This is a genomic window from Actinopolyspora xinjiangensis (assembly GCF_900104475.1).
Taxonomy (GTDB): domain Bacteria; phylum Actinomycetota; class Actinomycetes; order Mycobacteriales; family Pseudonocardiaceae; genus Actinopolyspora; species Actinopolyspora xinjiangensis.
This window is the reverse complement of the sequence record NZ_FNJR01000002.1, coordinates 343,468-363,703: the sequence shown is the minus strand read 5'-3', so window position 1 is coordinate 363,703 and position 20,236 is coordinate 343,468. Positions and strand designations below refer to the sequence as shown.

The 20,236-nt window shown below is 70.2% G+C and carries 16 protein-coding genes; 8 read left to right on the top strand and 8 right to left on the bottom strand.

Annotated elements, in window-relative coordinates; translation table 11 throughout:
• Positions 1–31 precede the first annotated feature (31 nt).
• Complete coding sequence (gene trhA, locus BLQ75_RS04295; protein ID WP_092598435.1) at positions 32–712, top strand: PAQR family membrane homeostasis protein TrhA; 681 nt, start codon at positions 32–34, stop codon at positions 710–712.
• 115 nt (positions 713–827) lie between these two features.
• On the opposite strand, the gene BLQ75_RS04290 is transcribed toward trhA, so the two are convergent.
• Both BLQ75_RS04290 and BLQ75_RS23335 read right to left on the bottom strand, forming a co-directional pair.
• On the bottom strand, positions 828–2,873 hold the full coding sequence (locus BLQ75_RS04290) for a thioredoxin domain-containing protein (RefSeq protein WP_092598024.1): 2,046 nt from the start codon (positions 2,871–2,873) through the stop codon (positions 828–830).
• A gap of 214 nt (positions 2,874–3,087) precedes the next feature.
• Entirely contained in the window at positions 3,088–3,921 is an 834-nt protein-coding gene (locus BLQ75_RS23335) for an endonuclease/exonuclease/phosphatase family protein (protein WP_170837313.1), read from the bottom strand.
• Positions 3,922–4,283: 362 nt separating this feature from the next.
• Here BLQ75_RS23335 and BLQ75_RS04275 point away from each other — a divergent pair, with 362 nt between their 5' ends.
• Both BLQ75_RS04275 and BLQ75_RS04270 read left to right on the top strand, forming a co-directional pair.
• Positions 4,284–5,678, top strand: coding sequence for a 3' terminal RNA ribose 2'-O-methyltransferase Hen1 (locus BLQ75_RS04275; RefSeq protein ID WP_211481148.1), 1,395 nt, complete (start codon positions 4,284–4,286; stop codon positions 5,676–5,678).
• An 84-nt stretch (positions 5,679–5,762) separates the two neighbouring features.
• On the top strand, positions 5,763–8,393 hold the full coding sequence (locus tag BLQ75_RS04270; protein ID WP_092598429.1) for a polynucleotide kinase-phosphatase: 2,631 nt from the start codon (positions 5,763–5,765) through the stop codon (positions 8,391–8,393).
• A gap of 148 nt (positions 8,394–8,541) precedes the next feature.
• Here the strand turns inward: BLQ75_RS04270 and BLQ75_RS04265 are convergent, their stop codons facing one another.
• Both BLQ75_RS04265 and mca read right to left on the bottom strand, forming a co-directional pair.
• The gene (locus tag BLQ75_RS04265; protein ID WP_211481147.1) at positions 8,542–9,003 is read right to left on the bottom strand and encodes a hypothetical protein; all 462 of its coding nucleotides are present in this window, start codon (positions 9,001–9,003) and stop codon (positions 8,542–8,544) included.
• On the bottom strand, positions 9,000–9,881 hold the full coding sequence (gene mca, locus BLQ75_RS04260; RefSeq protein WP_092598016.1) for a mycothiol conjugate amidase Mca: 882 nt from the start codon (positions 9,879–9,881) through the stop codon (positions 9,000–9,002). The genes BLQ75_RS04265 and mca overlap by 4 nt, the downstream gene beginning before the upstream one ends.
• A 181-nt stretch (positions 9,882–10,062) precedes the next feature.
• On the opposite strand from mca, the gene BLQ75_RS04255 reads away from it, so the two are divergent.
• A complete protein-coding gene (locus BLQ75_RS04255) occupies positions 10,063–10,530 on the top strand; it encodes a DUF4307 domain-containing protein (protein WP_244515223.1) in 468 nt (155 codons plus the stop codon).
• A gap of 177 nt (positions 10,531–10,707) precedes the next feature.
• Positions 10,708–11,196 carry a transcription elongation factor GreA gene (gene greA, locus BLQ75_RS04250; RefSeq protein WP_170837312.1) on the top strand — a complete coding sequence of 163 codons (489 nt, stop codon included), beginning with the start codon at positions 10,708–10,710 and terminating at the stop codon, positions 11,194–11,196.
• A gap of 258 nt (positions 11,197–11,454) precedes the next feature.
• Here the strand turns inward: greA and BLQ75_RS04245 are convergent, their stop codons facing one another.
• Positions 11,455–11,943 (bottom strand): Lrp/AsnC family transcriptional regulator, encoded by a 489-nt coding sequence (locus tag BLQ75_RS04245; protein ID WP_092598427.1) that lies wholly within the window; start codon positions 11,941–11,943, stop codon positions 11,455–11,457.
• Positions 11,944–12,170: 227 nt separating this feature from the next.
• Here BLQ75_RS04245 and hppD point away from each other — a divergent pair, with 227 nt between their 5' ends.
• Complete coding sequence (gene hppD, locus BLQ75_RS04240; RefSeq protein ID WP_425286434.1) at positions 12,171–13,316, top strand: 4-hydroxyphenylpyruvate dioxygenase; 1,146 nt, start codon at positions 12,171–12,173, stop codon at positions 13,314–13,316.
• A gap of 762 nt (positions 13,317–14,078) precedes the next feature.
• On the top strand, positions 14,079–14,354 hold the full coding sequence (locus BLQ75_RS04235; protein WP_211481145.1) for a hypothetical protein: 276 nt from the start codon (positions 14,079–14,081) through the stop codon (positions 14,352–14,354).
• 199 nt (positions 14,355–14,553) lie between these two features.
• On the opposite strand, the gene BLQ75_RS04230 is transcribed toward BLQ75_RS04235, so the two are convergent.
• From BLQ75_RS04230 to BLQ75_RS04220, 3 genes are all read right to left on the bottom strand, one after another.
• The gene (locus tag BLQ75_RS04230) at positions 14,554–15,693 is read right to left on the bottom strand and encodes a cystathionine gamma-synthase (protein WP_092598005.1); all 1,140 of its coding nucleotides are present in this window, start codon (positions 15,691–15,693) and stop codon (positions 14,554–14,556) included.
• Positions 15,694–15,894: 201 nt separating this feature from the next.
• Positions 15,895–17,346: an RDD family protein gene (locus BLQ75_RS04225; RefSeq protein WP_092598002.1), complete on the bottom strand. Its 1,452-nt coding sequence runs from the start codon at positions 17,344–17,346 to the stop codon at positions 15,895–15,897.
• A 146-nt stretch (positions 17,347–17,492) separates the two neighbouring features.
• A complete protein-coding gene (locus BLQ75_RS04220) occupies positions 17,493–18,860 on the bottom strand; it encodes a cystathionine beta-synthase (RefSeq protein WP_092597999.1) in 1,368 nt (455 codons plus the stop codon).
• A 361-nt stretch (positions 18,861–19,221) separates the two neighbouring features.
• Between BLQ75_RS04220 and BLQ75_RS04215 the strand changes: the two genes are divergently transcribed.
• Positions 19,222–20,127: an SGNH/GDSL hydrolase family protein gene (locus BLQ75_RS04215; RefSeq protein ID WP_092597996.1), complete on the top strand. Its 906-nt coding sequence runs from the start codon at positions 19,222–19,224 to the stop codon at positions 20,125–20,127.
• The last annotated feature ends 109 nt before the right edge of the window (positions 20,128–20,236 follow it).

The window sequence follows — 20,236 nt, the reverse complement described above, 5'->3', positions numbered from 1 at the left end:
GCGCGAAACCTCCTTCCAGTACGCTCGAACCGTGCCACCAGCGAGCCTCACCAAACGAGAGCCCTCGGCCCAGACCAAACCCAAGCTGCGCGGCTGGATCCACCTGTGGTCCGCGCTCGGCGCCCTGGCCTCGGGAGCGGCCCTGATAGCGCTGGCGGGCGCCACCGTGTCCGCGCGGGCCGCGCTGGGGACCTCCGTCTACGTCGTGACGGTGCTCGGGCTGTTCGGGGTCAGCGCGCTCTACCACCGCAGGACCTGGCGAACCGACGGCGCGCGAACCACGATGCGCCGCCTCGACCACTCGATGATCTTCCTGTTCATCGCCGGTACCTACACGCCGCTGGCGATGCTGGCGATGCGTCCCACCACCGCCACCGTGGTGCTGGCGGTGGTGTGGGGCGGCGCGCTGGGTGGTGTGGTGCTCAAACTGGCCTGGCCGCACGCCCCGCGCTGGGTGGGGGTGCCCGTCTACATCGCCCTCGGCTGGGTCGCGGTCTTCGTGCTGCCCGACCTGCTGAGCAACGCGGGCGTCGCGGCGCTGGTACTGCTGCTGGTCGGCGGCGTGCTCTATACCGGCGGTGCGATCTGCTACGCGCTGCGCCGTCCCGACCCGTGGCCGAAGGTGTTCGGTTACCACGAGTTCTTCCACGCGGCGGTCTCGGCGGCGGCGATCTGCCACCACATCGCCATCTGGCTGGCGCTGTACTCCTGAGGAGCCCGGTACTTCCGAAGGGCCTGCCGAGCCCGCGGACCACGGGAGGCGAGTCCACCGGAATCGCCTCCCGGAGCCCTCACCTCGGGAGAAACCCCACGTCGGCCGGGCGCGCTCAGCCGCGCAGCGTCGCCAGCAACTCGTCCACCGTGGTGACCGGCCGGTCGCACACGTAGCCACGACAGACGTAGGCCGCGGCCGAACCCTCCAGCACACCCCGGTCGGCCAGCAGCGGAATCTCCGCGCTCTCCGGCTCACCGGCCACGGCGACCGCACCGCCCGGGGCGTGGCGTCGGGCGGTCCCGATCAGCTCCGCCCGGCCGTTGTCGTCCGGGCCGACCACGGCGATCTGCAGCGGCCCGTGCCGCCTCGCCTCGGCGGCGGCCAGCCAGTGCCCCGCGAACCTGGGCGCGCGCCGGGCGAGCAGTCCCGCTCGGTTCAGGGACTGTTCGGCGGCCTCCCGGTAACGGGTGGAACGCTCCGAGCCCGCCAGCGCTCCGGCCGTCACCAGCGCCGAGGTGAGCGAGGAGGCACCGCACGGGCTCGCGTTGTCCGTGGGGTCCGAGGGTCGGTTGACCAGGGGCTCGGCGTCGGAGGCGGTGTCGTGGAACGCCCCCGGGTTCTCGGTGTCGGCGAACAGTTCCAGGGCGGTGTCCAGCAGTTCGCACGCCGTGTCCAGCCACTCGGCGGCCCCGGTGGCCTGGTGCAGGCTCAGCAGTCCCTCCGCCAGACAGCCGTAGTCCTCCAGCACCCCCGCTGCCGTGCCCGGAGCCCCGGAGCGGGAGGTGCGCAGCAACCTACCGTCCCGCAGCTGGGTGTCCAGCAGCAGCCGCGCGGCCGTCTCCGCGGCCCGCAGCCAGTCGGGGCGGTCCAGCGCGGTGGCGGCCTCGGTCAGCGCGGTGATCGCGAGTCCGTTCCAGGCGGTCACGACCTTGTCGTCCCGGGCCGGTTGCGGACGCTCGGCTCGGGCGCGCAGCAGCCGCTCACGCACGTCCCGCCACCGCTCGGGGTCGTCGGGATCGTGCGGCAGGCGCAACGTGGAGGTGCCGTGCTCGAAAGTGCCCTCCGGGGTCACACCGAACACCCCGGCCGCCCAGGCACCGTCGTCCTCGCCGAGCACCTCGCGCAGCTGCTCCGGGCTCCACACGTAGGTGACCCCCTCGCCCTGCTCGGTGTCGGCGTCCAGCGAGGCCGCGAAGCCGCCCTCCGGGGTGCCGAGGTCACGCACCACGAACTCCGCGGTCTCCCCCGCGACCCGGCGCAGCAGCTCGGCTTCGGTACCGGGCACACCCGCGGCGTGACGCCGCGCCAGGTGGGTGTAGGCCCGCAACAGCAGCGCGTTGTCGTAGAGCATCTTCTCGAAGTGCGGCACGATCCAGGACGCGTCCACGCTGTAGCGGGCGAAGCCGCCCGCCAGCTGGTCGTTGATACCGCCGCGCGCCATGGACACGGCCACGCTCTCGGCCAGCTGCCACGCACGCGCACCGGTTCCGGTGTCGCCCTCGCGCTCGTGGTGGCGCAGCAGGAATTCCAGCACCATCGACGGCGGGAACTTGGGCGCGTCGCCGAACCCGCCGTTGTCGGCGTCGAACTCCTCGACCAGCCCGCTCACCGCGGCGGTCAGCGCCTCGTCGTCCACGGCGGACTCCGGCAACGCGGCACGCTGGCTCGCCAGCTGCTCGACGATCTTGCTCGCGCTCTGCCGCACCTCCTGGGTGCGTTCCTGCCAGGCGCTGGTCACCGCGTCGAGCAGTTGCCGGAAGGAGGGCATGCCGTGCATCGGCGCGGCCGGGTAGTAGGTGCCGCAGTGGAACGGCTCACCGTCCGGGGTCAGAAAGCAGGTCAGCGGCCAGCCCGCCTGGCCGGTCATCGCCTGGGTGGCCTGGATGTAGACGGCGTCGATGTCCGGGCGTTCCTCCCGGTCCACCTTGATGTTGACGAAGTTCTCGTTCATGGCCCCCGCCGTTTCGGGGTCCTCGAACGACTCGTGCGCCATCACGTGGCACCAGTGGCAGGCGGCGTAGCCGATCGACAACAGCACCGGCACGTCGCGCCGCCGTGCCTCCTCGAACGCCTCGGCGCACCAGGGCCACCAGTCCACCGGATTGTCGGCGTGCTGGAGCAGGTACGGACTCGTCGCCTGGGCTAGCCGCTGTGCCATACCCGCAGCGTCCCACGCCGACGGTCCCGGCGCCGAGAAGCCCCGTAGTCACTGGGACTTCATCGGCTCGATCCGCAGGGTCGTGCGGGTGGCGGAACCTCTCACGAGCTCGTGAGCGGCCGGGGCGACGCCGGGTAGCCGGAGCGCTCCTGAGCGGCTGCGACGTGACGTCGCTCTCCCCTCGGAACGGCCGAAGGCGGTCACCGGAACCGGATCAGTCCACTCCGGGCAGTTCCACCTCGGTGATCAGTCCCCTGTGGTCGGTTCCGCTGATGTCGACCGTCCGGTAGTCGGCGGCGCCGACCTCGCTGCCGCCGACGAGCACGTGGTCGATCGTGATCCCGAGGAACTCGGGCAGGGAGGACGGCCAGGTCGTGCTCAACCCGGTACCCGCGGTGCGGCCGACGTCCGTGCATCCGTTGGAGGTCAGTCGCCGCATCGGCCCCTGGTTCAGCGTGGAGTTGAAGTCCCCGGCGAGCACGAACGGCCGCTCGAAATCACAGTACTCCTCGAGCAGATCGTGACCGACCCGCCATCCCGACGTTCCTCCCGGAAGCGGCGGCGGGGGGGGTGCACGGCGGCCACGTGCCAGGTCACCGCCGAACCCCTGATCTTCGCGTCGATGGTGCCCAGCAAGCCCGTGACTTTTTCGGTGCCGAACTCCGGCCGCAGCTCCGGTTTCACCAGCAACGAGGTGGGGTAAGGACCGGTCCGCCTGCGCGTCGGGTGCTCGACGTCGCCAACCAGGGGAGCGTGTGTCTCGTATACGTACTCGTCCCCGGTGCGGGCGAGCAGTAGGACCAGCTTTCCCGCATAGTCCCTGGAGGCCTCGGGCAGTGAGACCACCTCCGGATCGGCGCGCCGGATCTCCCGGGCGATCTCGGCCGGGTCGGCACCGTCGGCGGAAACGTTGAAGACGGCTATCCCGACCGAGCCGGAACCGGAGGAAACCGAACCGCTCGTCCCCCAGGTCGGGGGCAGCATCCCGATCGTGGAAATCAGCGCGGTGACCAGCGTCAGCGCCGAGATCACGAAGCGTCGCCGCCACAACGGCACCACGGCGAACAGCAGGACCAGCACGTTCAACTGCGGCCGCAACGCCGACAGCTGCGCCCACGGGGTTAACAGGTCGATCCCGAGGCTGCCCGCCCACAGCACCGAAGCCACCCCGGCGACCCCGCACAGGTAGAGCGCCGTTCGCAGCCGTCGCCCCCACATACCGAGCCTGTCACCGGGACCGGAGAGGTGTTCGATCTTCAACGGCCCCACAGTAAAACCCGGAGCTCGGGACCGGCACCGAGTTCCGGCGGATCGGGCCTCTTCGCTCCGGCTTCCGGCGGCCCCTTGCCGGCCGGGGACAACGGCCGGTTCGCGTCGGAAATCGGCTGCGTGCGACACGCGCCGCGAGGCATGCTGGTACCCGTGTTGTTGACGTTGAGCACCACCATGGGGGAGCGACCGGCCAGCGACCTGGGGTTCCTGCTGCACAAGCACCCGGACCGGGTGCGGTCGTTCGGCGTGACCGCCGGTGAGGCGCACGTGTTCTACCCGCGCGCCGACGAGCACGAGTGCACCGTGGCGTTGCTGCTGGAGACCGACCCGATCGAACTGGCGCGGCAGGCCCGCCAAGGAGGTTCGTGGGCGCTGGGGCCCTACGTCAACGACCGCCCCTACGTGGCCTCCTCACTGCTGGCGGTGGCGCTGGGCAGGGTGTTCCGAACCGCGCTGGCCGCACGCTGCGAGGCACGCCCCGACCTGGTCACTCGAGCGGTGCCGCTGCGCATCGAGCTGCCCGCCGTGCCGCACGGCGGTGAGCCGGAACTGCCGCGCCGCCTGTTCGAGCCGCTGGGCTGGGAGGTCGAGTACGAGGTGCTGCGCGACCCCGACTGGGGCGGGACCCGCCACGGACGCTTGCTCCTGCGCGGCGAGCACACCGTCTCCGAGACACTGAACCAGCTCTACGTGCTGCTTCCCGTGCTCGACGACGCCAAACACTACTGGGTCGGCCAGGAGGAGATCGACAAGCTGCTGCGGGCGGGCGGCGCCTGGCTGGCCGGTCACCCCGAGCGGGAGCTGATCAGCGGGCGCTACCTGGTGCACGCGCGGCCGCTGGTGGACGAGGCGCTGCGTCGACTGACCGGTGACGGGGCCGAACCCGAGGAGCGAACCGGCGGAACGCGGCCGTTGGCGGCGCAACGCCGGGCCACCGTGCTGGAAGTGCTGCGCTCCCGGGGAGTTCGGACGGTGGCCGATCTGGGCTGCGGCGACGGCAGGTTGCTGCGGGACCTGCTGGACGACCCGGAGTTCACCGACGTGCTGGGGGTCGACGTCTCCAGCCGAGCGCTGCGCGCGGCCGAGCGCACCCTGGGACTGGAGCGGCGTTCGGAACGGGAGCGGCAACGGATCCGGTTGCGGCAGTCCGCGCTGACCTACACCGACTCCGGCCTGCTCGGCTACGAGGCGGTCGTGCTCATGGAGGTGGTCGAGCACCTCGACCGGGAGCGGCTTCCCGCGCTGGAACACGCGGTGTTCGGGCACGCCCGCCCCGCCCAGGTCGTGCTCACCACACCGAACTCGGAGTACAACGAGCGCTACCCGGACCTCGCGGGAACGGTGCGCCACCCCGATCACCGGTTCGAGTTCGACCGCGCCGGGTTCGAGGAATGGATCAGCCGGGTCGCTGAAGAGCACGGCTACACCGTGACGTCGAGCGGTATCGGCGAGCACGACCGGCGCCTCGGCCAGCCCACCCAGCTGGCGGTGTTCACCCGTTCCGACGCCCCGAGCCCCACCGCGGAGCCCTGACACCGCCGAGCGGCGGACCGGCCACCGGGTCGGAGCCGCGCTCCGAGGACTCCCCAACACCCTCACCGACAAGGACACAGCGTGATGACCGAGACCGAGGACGGGACCACCGACACGGGCGGGGTCGAACTGGACCTGCCGGAGCTGGCGCTGGTCGTGCTCATCGGCGCCTCCGGCTCCGGCAAGTCCACTTTCGCTGCCAGGCACTTCTCGCCGACCCAGGTGCTGTCGAGCGACCGGTGCCGGGCGATGGTGGCAGACGATCCGGGCGACCAGGACGCTACCGCCGACGCCTTCGACGTGCTGCACTACATCGCGGGCAAGCGACTGGCCGCGGGACGGGTGACGGTGGTGGACGCCACGAACGTGCGCGCGCATGCCAGGCAGTCGCTGATCCGGCTCGCCCGCGAGCACGACGTGCTGCCGGTGGCGGTGGTGCTCGACCTGCCCGAAGGGGTTTGCCTGCGGCGCAACGCCGAACGTGTCGGGGCCCCCGATCCCGGTGTGGTGCGGAGCCAGCACCGGGAACTGCGCAGGTCGCTGAAAGGACTACGCAAGGAGGGCTTCCGCCGGGTGCACGTGCTGCGACAGGAGTCCGAAGTGGATTCCGCGACGCCGCGGTGGACCCGGTTGTTCAACAACCGCCGCGCCGACACCGGCCCGTTCGACGTGATCGGGGACGTGCACGGTTGCCGCGCCGAGCTGGAGGCGCTGCTGGACAAGCTCGGTTACCGGCTGCGCCGCGACGAGGCCGGGCGCGCGGTCGACGCCGAGCACCCGGCGGGCAGACGCGCGATCCTGCTCGGGGACCTGGTGGACCGAGGACCGGACAGCGCGGGCGTGCTCCGGCTGGCGATGGGTATGGCGGAGTCGGGCAACGCGCTGGCGGTGATCGGCAACCACGAGCACAAGCTCGTCAGGGCGCTGAACGGCCGCAAGGTACGGGTCTCGGAGGAACTGCGGGAGACGCTGGACCAGCTCGCCGAGCAGGGCGAGGGGTTCCGGCGGCGCGCCCGTGACTTCTGCGACGGGTTGACGGCCCACTACGTGCTCGACGGGGGCGACCTCGTGGTGGCGCACGCCGGGCTGCCGGAGCGCTACCACGGCAGGGCGTCCGGCCGGGTGCGCGCCTTCGCGATGTACGGCGACACCACCGGCGAGACCGACGAGCGGGGGCTGCCGGTGCGCTACCCCTGGGCGAAGGACTACCGGGGCAGGGCGATGGTGCTGTACGGGCACACACCCGTCCCCGAGGCGGAGTGGGTCAACAACACCATGTGCCTGGACACCGGATGCGTGTTCGGCGGTGAACTCACGGCGTTGCGCTATCCGGAGCGCGAGACGGTGTCCGTACCGGCGGAACGGACGTACAGCGAACCCGCCCACCCGCTGCGCCCGGCCCCTCAGGACGAGCGGGGCGGGGAGGCTCGGGAGAACTCACCCGAGCGGACGCCGCGGCGCGAGCCCGGCACCCTCGACCTGGGCGACGTGACCGGCCGCCGGGTGGTGCGCACCAGACACCACGGCCGGGTGACGATCGGAGCCGAGCAGTCCGCCGCCGCCCTCGAAGTACTCAGCAGGTTCGCGGTGGACCCGCGCGTGCTGCCCTACCTGCCGCCGACGATGGCTCCCTGCGGCACGGTGCCCGAGGGGCAGCTGCTGGAGCACCCCGAGCGGGCGTTCGCCGACTACCGGCGCCAGGGCGTGCGGGAATTGGTGTGCCAGGAGAAACACATGGGCTCGCGCGCCGTGGTGCTGCTCTGCCGGGACGCCCGCACCGCTCGGGAGCGATTCGGCACGGCCACCGATCCGGTGGGAACGCCCGGCACCGTGTACACGCGCACCGGTCGCGCGTTCTTCGACGCCGCGACCTCGAACACCCTGCTGACCGGGCTGCGTGGGGCGGTGGAGCGGATCGGGCTGTGGGACGAGCTCGACACCGACTGGCTGCTGCTGGACACCGAGTTGCTGCCCTGGAACGCCAAGGCCGCCGGACTGATCGGGGATCACTACGCAGCCACCGCCACGGCCGCCGAGAGCTCGCTGGCCGGAGCGCTGCACAGCCTGCGGGAGGCGGGACGGCGCGGCCTCGACGTCGCCGAGCTGGAGAATCGCTTCGGCGCCAAGCACACCGATGTCGAACGCTTCCGCTCGGCCTACCGCGAGCACTGCCACCCCATCAGCGGCACCGAGGGGATGCGGTTCGCGCCGTTCCAGCTCCTGGCCAGTGAAGGGAGGACGTATCACGGCACCGACCACGAGTGGCACCTGACCACGGCCGACCGGCTCGCCGAGGCCGATCCGACCCTCTTCCGGGTGACCCGTCGCCGCTCGGTCGACCTCGATGACGCCGAATCAGTGGCGGCGGCCACCCGGTGGTGGGAAGAGCTGACCGCCGAAGGTGGCGAGGGTATGGTCGTCAAACCGCGCACGGCGGCCTCGCGCGGCCGCGACGGCCTGGTCCAGCCCGGTGTCAAGGTGCGGGGACGGGAGTACCTGCGGCTGGTCTACGGACCCGAGTACACCGAGCCGGACAACCTCGAACGGCTTCGGAAGCGCTCGCTGGGGCGGAAGCGGTCGCTCGCGCTGCGGGAGCACGGCCTCGGCCTGGAAGCGCTCGACCGGCTCGCCGAGGGGGAGCCGCTGTGGCGGCTGCACGAATGCGTCTCGGCCGTGCTGGCGCTGGAGTCGGACCCGGTCGATCCCCGACTGTGAGACCGGCTCCCCACCCTCTTCCCGGGAGTCCTCTTCCGGGAAGAGGGGGACGAGCGCCCTCGACCACGAGGCCCGAGGGCAGCGCCGGAACGACCGTCCGAGCCCCGCGTCGGTCCCGTCGTGGAGAGCGTCCGGAGGTGCGGCGTACTCACTCTCGGCGGGGCCGCTCCTCGCGTTCCCGCGACTCGTCCTCCCCGCCGGGAGTGCTCTCCGCTCCCTCGGCACCGGAATCGCCGGTGCCGGTGGGCTCGGCGGCCTCATCGGCCCCGGGCGGGTCCTCGGAAGCGCCGGCGCGCTCGGCGGAGGTGTCGGCTCCGGCGGAGTCGGCCTCGGCCCGCCGCCGGGCGGCCTCGGCGCGTTTGACGCGCTTCGGCGCGGCGGCAGCGGCCCGTTCCTCGTCGAACCGGCTGGTGACCTTGCCGAGGTGCCTGCTCATGGAGCGGGCCAGCAGGACCACCGCGATCAGCAGCACCAGGATCAGGAACAGCGCCAGCGGGGTGGACTTGCCGAACCCCTCGTCCTGCACCCCCGGTCCCGAATCCTGCGCGACCACCGTGGTCAACGGGTGTGACTCCGCCGCGAGCACCCCCGCGCAACCGAGCACTGTCATGCGTGCACCCGCTCCTGCACCCCGGTGAACAGGTCGTCTTCCGGAAGCGTCGTGTCCACCAACGATCGCACCAGTTCGTACTCCTCGGTGGGCCAGATCGCACGCTGGATCTCCAGCGGAACGGCGAACCACCGGCTGTTCGGGTCGATCTGCGTGGCGTGGGCCCGCAGCGCGTCGTCGCGCACCTCGAAGTAGTCGGCGCACTCGACCTGGGTGGTCACCCGTTCGTAGGGGTCCGGCCGTGAGCTGTCCCACTTGCGCAGCCACTCGCCGTAGGGCGACTCCATGCCACGTTCCAGCAGCGCGTCGTGGAACAGCTGCATCCGCTTCCGGGAGAACCCGTGGCCGTAGTACAGCTTGAGCGGCTGCCAGGGTTCACCCGCCCCGGGGAATCTGTCCGGATCCCCGGCCGCGTCGAAGGCCGCCATAGAGACCTCGTGGCACTTCACGTGGTCCGGATGCGGATAACCGCCGTTCTCGTCGTAGGTCACCAGTACGTGCGGCCGGAACTCGCGCACGATCCGCACCAGCTCCTCGGTGGGCACCTCGAGAGGTTGCTTGGCGAAGCACCCCTCGGGCAACGGCGGTGGCGGGTCTCCCTCGGGGAGCCCGGAGTCGACGAATCCCATCCACCGGTGACGCACGCCGAGGATCTCCGCCGCCTCGGCCATCTCCCGCCGCCTGATCTCCGGCATGTTCTCGACCACTCCCGGCCGGTCCATGGCCGGGTTCAGGATACTGCCCGCCTCACCTCCGGTGCAGGTGACGACCATCACGTCGTGGCCTTCCGCCACATAACGAGCCGTGCTGGCCGCTCCTTTGCTGGACTCGTCGTCCGGATGAGCGTGCACAGTCATCAGGCGAAGTTTCTCCGCCATGTCCGGTAATCCTTCCCGTCTGGCTGTCGACACCTGTACCGCCCCCGCCGACTCCGGGCGGCACACCCCAGGGATACTCAACCGCAGGTCGCTTTCCATTGTTCCCGAACGTCGATGCCGACCGGCGGCAGCCCCCGATGTGGGTGGAACGAGCCACCGGAGGTGTCGGGAGGCGGAGACCTTGACGAGTTCACCCGAGGGAGGTTCCCCCGGAAGGGGATCCGGAATCCCCGAAGGCAGGTACGGCGCGCGCGGTTCCGGACGCGGCGGACGGTGGCCGGCGTGGCCGGCCATCGCGCTGGTGATCGTGCTCGGAGTCGCGCTCTCGGTCCTCGCCTACCGCAACTTCGGCAGCGCTCCCATCGAGGGCAAGGCCTCCCGGTTCGACATCCGCGGCGAGAACTCCGTGCACATCACCCTGGAGGTCCGACGCGACGAGCCCGCCAGGCCCGCCGAGTGCGTGGTCCGCTCGCGCGGGGTCTCCGGCAAGGAGGCCGGCCGCAAGGAGGTCTACATCCCACCGGGCGAGACGACCACCTACCGCGAAACGGTACTGACCACTTCCGAGTCTCCGGTAACCGGTGAGGTTTTCGGCTGTTCCTACGATGTGCCGAATTATCTCCGTGATCGAACACGGCCATCCGGGTGAACTCGCCACAGCACTCCGGTGGTACCGATCAAATCCCCCACAGCACCCCTTTACTCGTGTTATTGTCGTTACCAGCACGGCCCCGCACGGGCCGTGTTTTTCCATTCCGAGCTCTTCGGAGTGCGAAAGCTATCGGTCCGCGGAGCGCGGAACCGCAGTCGACGAGGAGTGGTGACCGTGAGCGATACCCAGGCGACCTGGCTGACCCAAGACGCTTACGACCGGCTCAAGGGTGAGCTGGACGAGCTCGTGGCCGAGCGCCCGGTGATCGCTGCGAAGATCAACGAAGCTCGTGAAGAGGGCGATCTCAAGGAGAACGGCGGATACCACGCCGCGCGCGAGGAGCAGGGCCAGTTGGAGGGGCGAATCCGCCAACTGCAGGAGTTGCTGCGCAACGCCAAGGTCGGTGACGTTCCCACGGAGTCCGGAGTGGCGCGCCCCGGCTCGGTGCTCACCGTCCGGTTCGAGGGTGAGGACGAGGAGGAGAAGTTCCTGCTCGCCAACCGCGAGGAAGGCGCCCACGGCGACCTGGAGGTCTACTCCCCCAGCTCGCCGCTCGGCAAGGCCCTGCTGGACGCCGCCGAGGGCGACGTGTGCGAGTACGACCTCCCGAACGGCGGCAAGATGCAGGTGACCCTGCTCAAAGCGGAGCCGTTCCAAGGCTGAGGCCCCAGCCCGGCGGTGCGTCCCACACCGCCGGTGTTTCCCGTCGGGACCGCCCTCCCGATCCGGTCACCCGGAGTCGTCCGGCTCCGGCCCGAGGGAGTTCTCCCGGCTCACGCGTTTCCCACCGGAATCAGCGCGTCCGCGGCCGTACGGCTCCGACACCGTTCGAGCTCGTGAGCGGCCCGAGACCCCCGGAGCGGTTCGCCGGGGCCCGCCGCGAAGCCCCGGCCCGCTTCCCACCTTACGGAGTTCGGAACCTCATTCGGCGGCCAGCCGCTCCAGCAGTGGACGTACCCGGGGAGGCACCGGTGTGGACAGTGCGATGGAAGTGGAAGTGCGCCGCACGCCGGGGACCGCCACCACTCGGTCGATGACGCGCTGCAGGTCATCGTTGGAGCGCGCGACCATCCGCACGAACAGATCGCCCTGACCGGTGGTGGCGTGCACCTCGCAAACTTCGTCTATCGCGGCGAGCTGATCGGCCACGACGCCCCGCTGCCCCTGGGCGATCTCCAGCACCGCGAAGGCGGTCAGCCCGTATCCCACGGCGGCGAGGTCGAGCTCCGGGGGAAAACCGCGCAGTATGCCGTGGCGGATCATCCGGTCCATGCGTGCCTGCACGGTGCCGCGCGCCACTCCGAGCCTGCGGGAGCACTCCAGCACGGGCAGGCGAGGTTCGTCGGAGAGCAACAGCAGCAGCCGCGCGTCCAACTCGTCGAGGGGATCGTCACCCCTTGTAGTGTTCAAGACACGCTCCAAACGTTTCGGGGCGATACAGGATGGGCAACCGTGCCCGCCCCAATCGACCACGAACCGAGCAGGTTGTACAGCGGTGAATCCACCTGTTGCGCAGGATGTGCGGTGCTCGCAGGCTTGCGGTGCATCGAGTTCCCATCCAGCCGGAGGACATCGTGACCGAGACCGCCAACCACGGCAGCACGACAGCGGAGCGAGACGACGTCACGTTCGACCAGATGAAGCAACTCGTCGGCCTCGTCCCCCACGACCCGAGCAGAGACCCGTTCCCGGTCAAGGCCATGGACGCGGTGGTGTTCGTCTGCGGCAACGCGACCCAGAGCGCGGTGTTCTACCAGAGCGCGCTGGGGATGGAGCTGATCGCCTACCGGGGCCCGGAGACCGGTTTCCGGGACCACCGGGCTTACGTGCTCAAGTCCGGTTCGGCGCGGTTCGTGCTCAAGGGCGCGGTCGATCCGAGCAGCTCGCTGGCCGACCACCACCGCGAGCACGGGGACGGCGTCGGTGATCTGTCGCTGGAGGTCGCCGACGTCGACAAGTGCGTGGAGCACGCCCGTGCGCAGGGAGCCACGGTGCTGGAGGAGCCGAGGGACGTCTCCGACGAGCACGGCACGGTGCGCTTCGCCTCGATAGCGACCTACGGGCAGACCCGGCACAGCCTCATCGACCGCTCGGACTACTCCGGCCCCTATTTCCCCGGCTACGTCGCCAAGGACAGCGGGTACCGCAAGCCGGCGGGGGCTCCGAAGCGGATCTTCCAGGCGATCGACCACTGCGTCGGCAACGTGCCGATGGGGGAGATGGACCAGTGGGTCGCCTTCTACAACCGGGTCATGGGCTTCGTGAATATGACCGAGTTCGTCGGCGACGACATCGCGACCGAGTACTCGGCGCTGATGAGCAAGGTCGTGGCCAATGGCAACCACCGGGTCAAGTTCCCGCTCAACGAGCCCGCCGTCGGCAAGAAGAAGTCGCAGATAGACGAGTTCCTGGAGTTCTACGGCGGCTCGGGGTGCCAGCACATCGCACTTGCCACCAATGACATCATCTCCAGCGTGTCGGCGATGCGCGCGTCGGGGGTGGAGTTCCTCGGCGTTCCCGACTCCTACTACGACGACCCCGAGCTGCGGGCCAGGATCGGCGAGGTGCGTCTACCCATCGAGACCCTCAAGGAGCACGGGATTCTCGTCGACCGGGACGAGGACGGCTACCTGCTGCAGATCTTCACCAAACCGATCGGGGACCGCCCCACGATGTTCTTCGAGCTCATCGAGCGTCACGGCTCTCTCGGCTTCGGTATCGGCAACTTCAAGGCCCTGTTCCAGGCGATCGAGCGGGAGCAGCAGCTGCGCGGGAACCTCTGACCGGAGAACGCACCGGAACCTCGGGCGTCCGTGGAGTTCGGGCCGATCCGGTGCCCCGCCGCGTCACGGAACACCCGAGGTGCCCGGGACGCGGCCGCGTTCCGGGCGCGCTTGCTGCGGTGCCGTTTCGGAGGAATTCGAAACAGAACACGACGAGTCGAGCGACTTCACTCGGAAGTGCCGAAGTTTCCACTCGACCGAGTGCTTCGAGATCGACACTGCCGGTAGCGCGGGGACCGGTGGGTAGCATCGGTTCAGGTCGGGTGATGACCGAAACCGCCCGTCCTCGACGGCGAGTCGGGGGCGGGCATCGGTGATTCCGGGACCGCCCCGGTCCGAGTCCGAACGGGACGGCCGGTCCGGGGCCGAACCGGACAGTCGCTCCCGGACCGGCTCATCCTCCGCTCTCCCCGAGGTCCGCGTAACTTCGCGTGCCGGTCGACCAGCGGTCAGTTGGACCGGCCTGCCGGCGGGGAACCTCTCTGAAGGTCGATTCGCGCTACCGACGAACGAGCTACGCCCCGAACCAGCCGTGATCCCGTCGGTGCCCGCGAAGCACGAGGTGGTGGTGTCCCGCGGGACGCCACCACTCGGTTTCCGCCCGCGGATGGTGGGAGCCCCCACCGCGCGCCAGACACCAGAAGACATTTCGTGTTCTGTTACCGACACCGCGTGAGCGGAAAACGGTTTCGGTAAGCTCGGTGACGCGTCCCGTCGAACCGGATCGTCGACCGCCCCACCGTCACCGCGCCTGGAGGCCCCATGCCACGGCTTAGCACCGTCCAGGGAGCCTTTCCCCTGGTCGCGGGTATCGCCACAGCGGCCGTGCTGTGCGCTGTCGCCGTGTTCACCGTGGTCCGCTCCGGCTGCGAGGACCCCGGCAGCTACGAGGCGGAAGGGGACGTGGTGCGGCTGGTGGGCGGCTGCGTGAGCCGCGAGGACCTGCCCGTGGACCCGGCGGAACGTCCCGCTCGCGAAGCACCGGCCCCTTCCTGGAAGGTGGAGGGAGCCGGTAGCCCTCCCGGACTGCGCCCCTGAGCACCGAGCTCGGAAACCGTCCGGACGGTCTCGGACACCCGGTGCGCGGCGAATTTCCCATGCCATCGCGGCAGCCGCCGCGAGCCCCGTTCACCGGCGCGGTGATCTCTCGCGGAGTCGCCGGCGGCCACGGCGAACCCGAAGACCGCGTCGGGCCACCACCCGGTGGCTCGGGAAACCGCGGCCGGAGCCCGAGAGGTCACTCCAGGGCCGCGAGCAGGTCATCCAGCAGGTCGTCGACGTCCTCGATACCGGCGGAGACCCGGACCAGCTCGGCCGGCACCTGCAACAGCGATCCCGCCGTGCTCGCGTGGGTCATCCTGCCGGGGTGCTCGATCAGCGACTCGACCCCACCCAGCGACTCGGCCAGGGTGAACAACCGGGTGCGGGCGCAGACGTCCACGGCGGCCCGCTCCCCGTCGGCATGGGTGAACGAGACCATGCCGCCGAACCGGCGCATCTGCCGCGCGGCCACCTCGTGCCCGGGGTGTTCCGGCAGTCCCGGATAGAACACCCTCGTGACCTTGGGATGCTCCCGCAACGCCTCGGCGATCCTGGCCGCGTTGGAGCTGTGCTGCTCCATCCGCGCGGCGAGGGTCTTGACGCCGCGCAGGGTCAGCCACGCGTCGAACGGGCCGGGGACGGCACCGGCGGTGTTCTGCAGGAAGGCGACCCCGGAGGCGATCTCCTCATCGGAGGTGACCACCGCCCCGCCGACCACGTCGGAGTGGCCACCGAGGTACTTCGTGGTGGAGTGCACGACCACGTCGGCACCCAGCTCCAACGGTTGCTGCAGGTAGGGGGAGGCGAAGGTGTTGTCCACCACGAGCCGGGTGGAGGTCTCGGCGGCCAGCTCGGCCAGGGCCGCCAGGTCGGCGATGTTGAGCAGCGGGTTGGTGGGCGACTCGACCCACAGCACCTTGGTGTTGTGGCGGATCGCCGCGCGCACCTCGTCCACATCGGAGACACGGGCCGGGGTGTACTCCACGCCCCAGCCGGTCAGCACCTTGTCGATGAGCCGGAACGTGCCGCCGTAGGCGTCGTCGGGAATGACCAGGTGATCGCCCGGACGAAGGACACTGCGCAGCACGGCGTCGGTCGCGGCCATGCCCGAGGCGAACGCCCGCCCGTAGTGCCCCGACTCCAGCGCGGCCAGGCACTCCTCGAGTGTGGTGCGGGTGGGGTTGCCGGTGCGGGAGTACTCGTATCCGGCTCGCTGGTTTCCGACGCCGTCCTGGACGTAGGTCGATGTCGCGTGGATCGGCGGAATCACCGAGCCGGTCGAACTGTCGGGGTGCTGACCCGCGTGGATGGCGCGGGTGGCGAAACCGTCGGTCATGTCGGAAACCCTACTCGTCCCCCGGTCGGGGCTCGGAACGAGCTCGGACGGAAAGACCACCCGGACACGTGCTGGCTTCGCCCTTCGGGAAACCGGGACGCGGACGAAGTTCGCGGGCGGGCTCGCTCACTGGAAGTGAGCCCGCCCGCGAGCCTCACGGGATACCGGGGAACGTCCCTGCCGCGGACGCGGTCGTGGCGGTCACCACTGCGGTGGCTGACCGGGCTGCTGGGGCGGGTATCCCCCGGACTGCTGACCATAGGGCTGTCCCGGCATTCCCGGCTGGCCCTGCTGCGGCGGCCCCTGCGGGGGCTGACCCGGCATCTGGGGCGGTTGCCCGGGCATGGGCTGTCCGGGCATGGGCTGTCCGGGCATGGGTTGCCCCGGCATCGGCTGCCCGGGATGGGGCTGGCCGTAGGGCTGGGCGTACTGCTGGCCCGGAGCCATGCCGGGCTGGCCCTGCTGACCGGGCATCCCGGGAGGGCCGGGCATTCCAGGCTGTCCGCCCGGTCCACCACCGGGACCGGCGGGGACCGCCGGGACGACGACGGTTCCCATGATCTTGTCGGCCCACGTCTGCTTCTTGGGGTCCCACAGCGGCGCCAGGAAGCCGACGCAGACCGGAAGGGCGTCGAGGATGTGGCAGAGGTGGCGCAGGAAGGCGTAGCCGAACCCGACCGGCCTGCCGGTGGTCTCGCTGATCAGCATGGTCTTGGCGAAGCCGCGACCGAGGGACTGGCCGGTGGTTCCCTGCTTGTAGCCGTAGTTCCAGACCAGGAAGCCGATCAGGGCGACCACGGCCAGAAACATCAGTATCCCGCCGAACAGGGCGGCACCACCGCCACTCGTCCCGCCACTGGAAACGCTGCTGGCGGCACCACCGAACAGCAGAGCCATGGCGATCATGTAGATGATGCCGTAAACCACGCCGGGAGCGATGCCGTCGATGAGAAAGCTTTTCGCGCGAGCGCCCCACTCCACCGGGGGTCCGGCCGGGGCGACCGCTCCGGACTGCTGGCCGCCCTGCTGCGGCGGCTGCTGCGGCGGCTGCTGCGGCGCACCGAACGGGCCGGGCTGGCCCGGAGGCGGTTGCTGCACCGGGAACCCACCGCTGGGAGTACCGGGCTGACCGTAGGGCTGTCCCGGCATCTGGGGCGGCTGGCCCTGCATACCCGGTCCCTGCATACCCGGTCCCTGCATACCCGGTCCCTGCATGCCCGGTCCCTGCATGCCGGGCTGCTGCGGCTGGCCGGGCATCTGGGGCGGCGGGGTTCCGGGCGGTTGGGCGGCGAAACCGCCCGACTGCTGCCCGCTCAGCCCGGGCTGTTCGTACATCGGCTGCGGCTGCTGCATCGACGGCGGAACGACCTGCGTGGTCCCGCCCTCCTGCGGAGGCTGCTGCGGTGTGGACTGCTCCATCTGTCGCATGGCCTGCGCGGGGTTGACGACCTGTGTCGAATCCGCGCCGGAACTCCGATCGCCCTGCTGCCCGCTCTCCGGCTGCTCCGACTCCGGCGGATTCATCCGCGAGGAGATCGTCTGCGTCGAGTCCGGGGTGGACGCGTCGGACTCAGCGGTGCCGGACCACTGTTCGGCGGACGAGTCCGGCTGCTGCTCCTGGTTACCACCTTCGGGTGATTGCGGAGAGCTCATCGGGTTTTCCTACCCCCTTGGGCGTGAACCTGGGCGTGTACGCGGCCTACGGTATCCGACGACACCCACCGCTGGGGCCAGCCTGTAACAGCTCCTCGGGAGTCCCTGTACAACGGGGCACCGAGCGGTGGGGCGGTCGATTCCGCTCAACGGCCCGCGATGAAGGCGAGCACGTCCTGGCGGGTGACGACTCCGGCGGGTTTGCCGTCCACCAGCACCAGCGCCCCGTCATCGTTCTTGAGCGCCCGCATGGCGGAGGTGATGTCCTCCCCGGCACCGATCGTGGGCAGGCGCGGCGACATGTGGGTCTCGACCCGATCGGCCAAGTTGGCCCTCCCCGCGAACAGCTCGTCCAGCAGATCGCGCTCGTTGATCGCGCCCGCGACCTCAGCCGCCATGACCGGGGGCTCGGCGTTGACGACCGGCATCTGGGAAACGCTGAACTCACGCAGGATCGCCACGGCCTCGGCGACCGTCTCGCTCGGGTGGACGTGCACCAGCTCGGGCATCGTGCCGTCCTTGCGACGGAGCACGTCGCCGATCGTGCCACCGCCGTGGTCCGGGGAGAGGAAGCCGTACGAGGCCATCCACGAGTCGTTGAAGACCTTGGTGAGGTATCCGCGCCCGCTGTCGGGCAGCAGCACCACGATCACGTCGTCGGGATCGACTCGTTCTGCCAGCCGCAGCGCCGCGACCACGGCCATCCCGCAGGAGCCACCGACCAGCAGTGCCTCCTGCCTCGCCAGTTCCCTGGTCATCCGGAAGGAGTCCGCGTCCGAGACGGAGATGATCTCGTCGCAGATCTCGCGGTCGTAGGTGGTCGGCCAGAAGTCCTCCCCGACACCCTCGACCAGGTAGGGACGCCCGTGCCCACCGGAGTAGACCGAGCCCTCCGGATCGGCGCCGACGATGCGGACCCGGCCGTTCGAGACCTCCTTGAGGTAGCGCCCGACGCCGGAGATCGTGCCGCCGGTGCCGATTCCCGCCACGAAGTGGGTCACACGCCCCTCGGTCTGCTCCCAGATCTCCGGTCCGGTCGAGTGGTAGTGCGATTCCGGATTGGCGAAGTTGTTGTACTGGTTGGGCTTCCAGTGCCCCTCCTTGGCGGCCAGCCTGTCGGAGACACTGTAGTAGGAGTCCTCGTGCTCGGGAGGGACCGCGGTGGGGCACACGACGACCTCGGCCCCGTATGCCTCCAGGACGTTGCGCTTGTCCTCGCTGACCTTGTCCGGGCAGACGAACACGCAACGGTAACCCTTGCGCTGGGCGATCATCGCCAGTCCGACTCCGGTGTTGCCCGAGGTCGGCTCCACGATGGTGCCTCCGGGAGGCAGTTCACCCGAGGCCTCGGCGGCCTCGATCATGCGCTCGGCGATCCGGTCCTTCACACTGCCGCCGGGGTTGAAGTACTCGACCTTGGCCAGCACCGAGGGGCTCAACCCCTGCGTCAACTCGTTCAGCTTCACCAGCGGTGTGTCACCGACAAGATCGGCCACGTGCTCCACGTAGTCCACGGCGGGTCCTCTCCTCGTCTCGGCCGTGTGCCGTGCGGCCGCCACGGATCCGCACGAACTCCTCCGGGCAAACACTGCCCACCAAGCAGTCTCCCCATCGACGTCGCGACACTCCCGGCGGGGTGGAGTGTTGTCGAGCGAAACGAACCGACTGTTCAGCGGCGTTTTTCACCCGTTCGCCCGCGCTACACCCGTTAACCACGCGAGCCGGGTAAACGATATTCGGGTACGAGACCTTCGACCGGTTCAGGACGTCCGACCGAACGCGGTTGGGACTCGCCGCACATGCGACTTCGCCCGTGGGGCGTGACCATTCGTCGTAGCGGTGTCCGAGGCGTCCGCGAGACTCGGGGAGGCAACGATGATCGCTGCACGGCTGCTGCGGTTGGCCGCCATCGGCACCGCTTCGCTCGGTGGACTCTCCGGCGCGGCCTACGGCCTGCTCAACGAGCAGTCCAGGTACGCCAGGCGCGTCATCGGCGCACCCGACGACGGGCCGCTGCACGCGGACGGCACGTACTCGCCCACCGGCGGTGAGTCCGGCACGGACTCCCCGCTGGACTTCGCCGTGCTGGGGGACTCCTCCGCGGCCGGGCTCGGGGTGGAGGTGGCCTCGGAGCTGCCGGGGGTACGACTGGCCACCGGCCTGGCCGACGAGTTGGAACGTCCGGTGCGGCTGAGCACCCACGCCGTCGTGGGATCGACCACCAGGCGGCTGGACGCGCAGATCGACGTGGTGCTTCGCGATCCCCCGAGGCTGGCACTGGTGCTGATCGGTGCCAACGACGTGACCACCCGGCTACCGGTGAGCACCAGCACACGACTGCTGGAACGGGGCGTGGCGCGGATGACCGACGCGGGAGTGGCGGTGGTCGTGGGGACCTGCCCTGATCTCGGGGTGATTCGGCCCATCCCCCAGCCGTTGCGCTCGATCGCCCGCAGACGGAGTCTCACTCTGGCGCGCGAACAGCGCCGGGCTGTGGAACGTGCCGGTGGGCACGCCGTGCCGGTGGCCGACCTGCTCTCCCCCGAGTTCCTGACACGCCCGGTGGAGCTGTTCGGGCCGGATCGCTTCCACCCCTCGGCCGCGGGGTACGAGATGGCCGCGGACCTGCTGCTGCCGACGCTGTGCGACGCGATCGGCGCCTGGACGGGCGCGCCGGTCCCCAGTGCTCCGGTGCGCTCGGAGACGGTCGAGGCGCGCAGGCCGACGCGGCGACTCGTCGCCAGACTGAACCTGCGATGGGGCCACCGCGCGGACGACTGAGAGCGATGCTCACCGGCTCGCGAGCCTCACCCCCGGAAAGCCTTCTCCGAGGCGGCTCGCGCGGCGGATCCGGAGGTGTGGGCCTGTTCCCGTCCGAGCGGCGGCGATT

What these genes read in the sequence shown, in the direction of transcription:
- BLQ75_RS04230 (WP_092598005.1), bottom strand. Translation starts at nt 15,693, where the DNA reads ATGACCGACGGTTTCGCCACCCGCGCCATCCACGCGGGTCAGCACCCC.
- BLQ75_RS04235 (WP_211481145.1), top strand. Translation starts at nt 14,079, where the DNA reads ATGCCACGGCTTAGCACCGTCCAGGGAGCCTTTCCCCTGGTCGCGGGT.
- BLQ75_RS04290 (WP_092598024.1), bottom strand. Translation starts at nt 2,873, where the DNA reads ATGGCACAGCGGCTAGCCCAGGCGACGAGTCCGTACCTGCTCCAGCAC.
- BLQ75_RS04215 (WP_092597996.1), top strand. Translation starts at nt 19,222, where the DNA reads ATGATCGCTGCACGGCTGCTGCGGTTGGCCGCCATCGGCACCGCTTCG.
- BLQ75_RS04265 (WP_211481147.1), bottom strand. Translation starts at nt 9,003, where the DNA reads ATGACAGTGCTCGGTTGCGCGGGGGTGCTCGCGGCGGAGTCACACCCG.
- mca (WP_092598016.1), bottom strand. Translation starts at nt 9,881, where the DNA reads ATGGCGGAGAAACTTCGCCTGATGACTGTGCACGCTCATCCGGACGAC.
- BLQ75_RS04225 (WP_092598002.1), bottom strand. Translation starts at nt 17,346, where the DNA reads ATGAGCTCTCCGCAATCACCCGAAGGTGGTAACCAGGAGCAGCAGCCG.
- BLQ75_RS04275 (WP_211481148.1), top strand. Translation starts at nt 4,284, where the DNA reads ATGCTGGTACCCGTGTTGTTGACGTTGAGCACCACCATGGGGGAGCGA.
- BLQ75_RS04270 (WP_092598429.1), top strand. Translation starts at nt 5,763, where the DNA reads ATGACCGAGACCGAGGACGGGACCACCGACACGGGCGGGGTCGAACTG.
- hppD (WP_425286434.1), top strand. Translation starts at nt 12,171, where the DNA reads ATGAAGCAACTCGTCGGCCTCGTCCCCCACGACCCGAGCAGAGACCCG.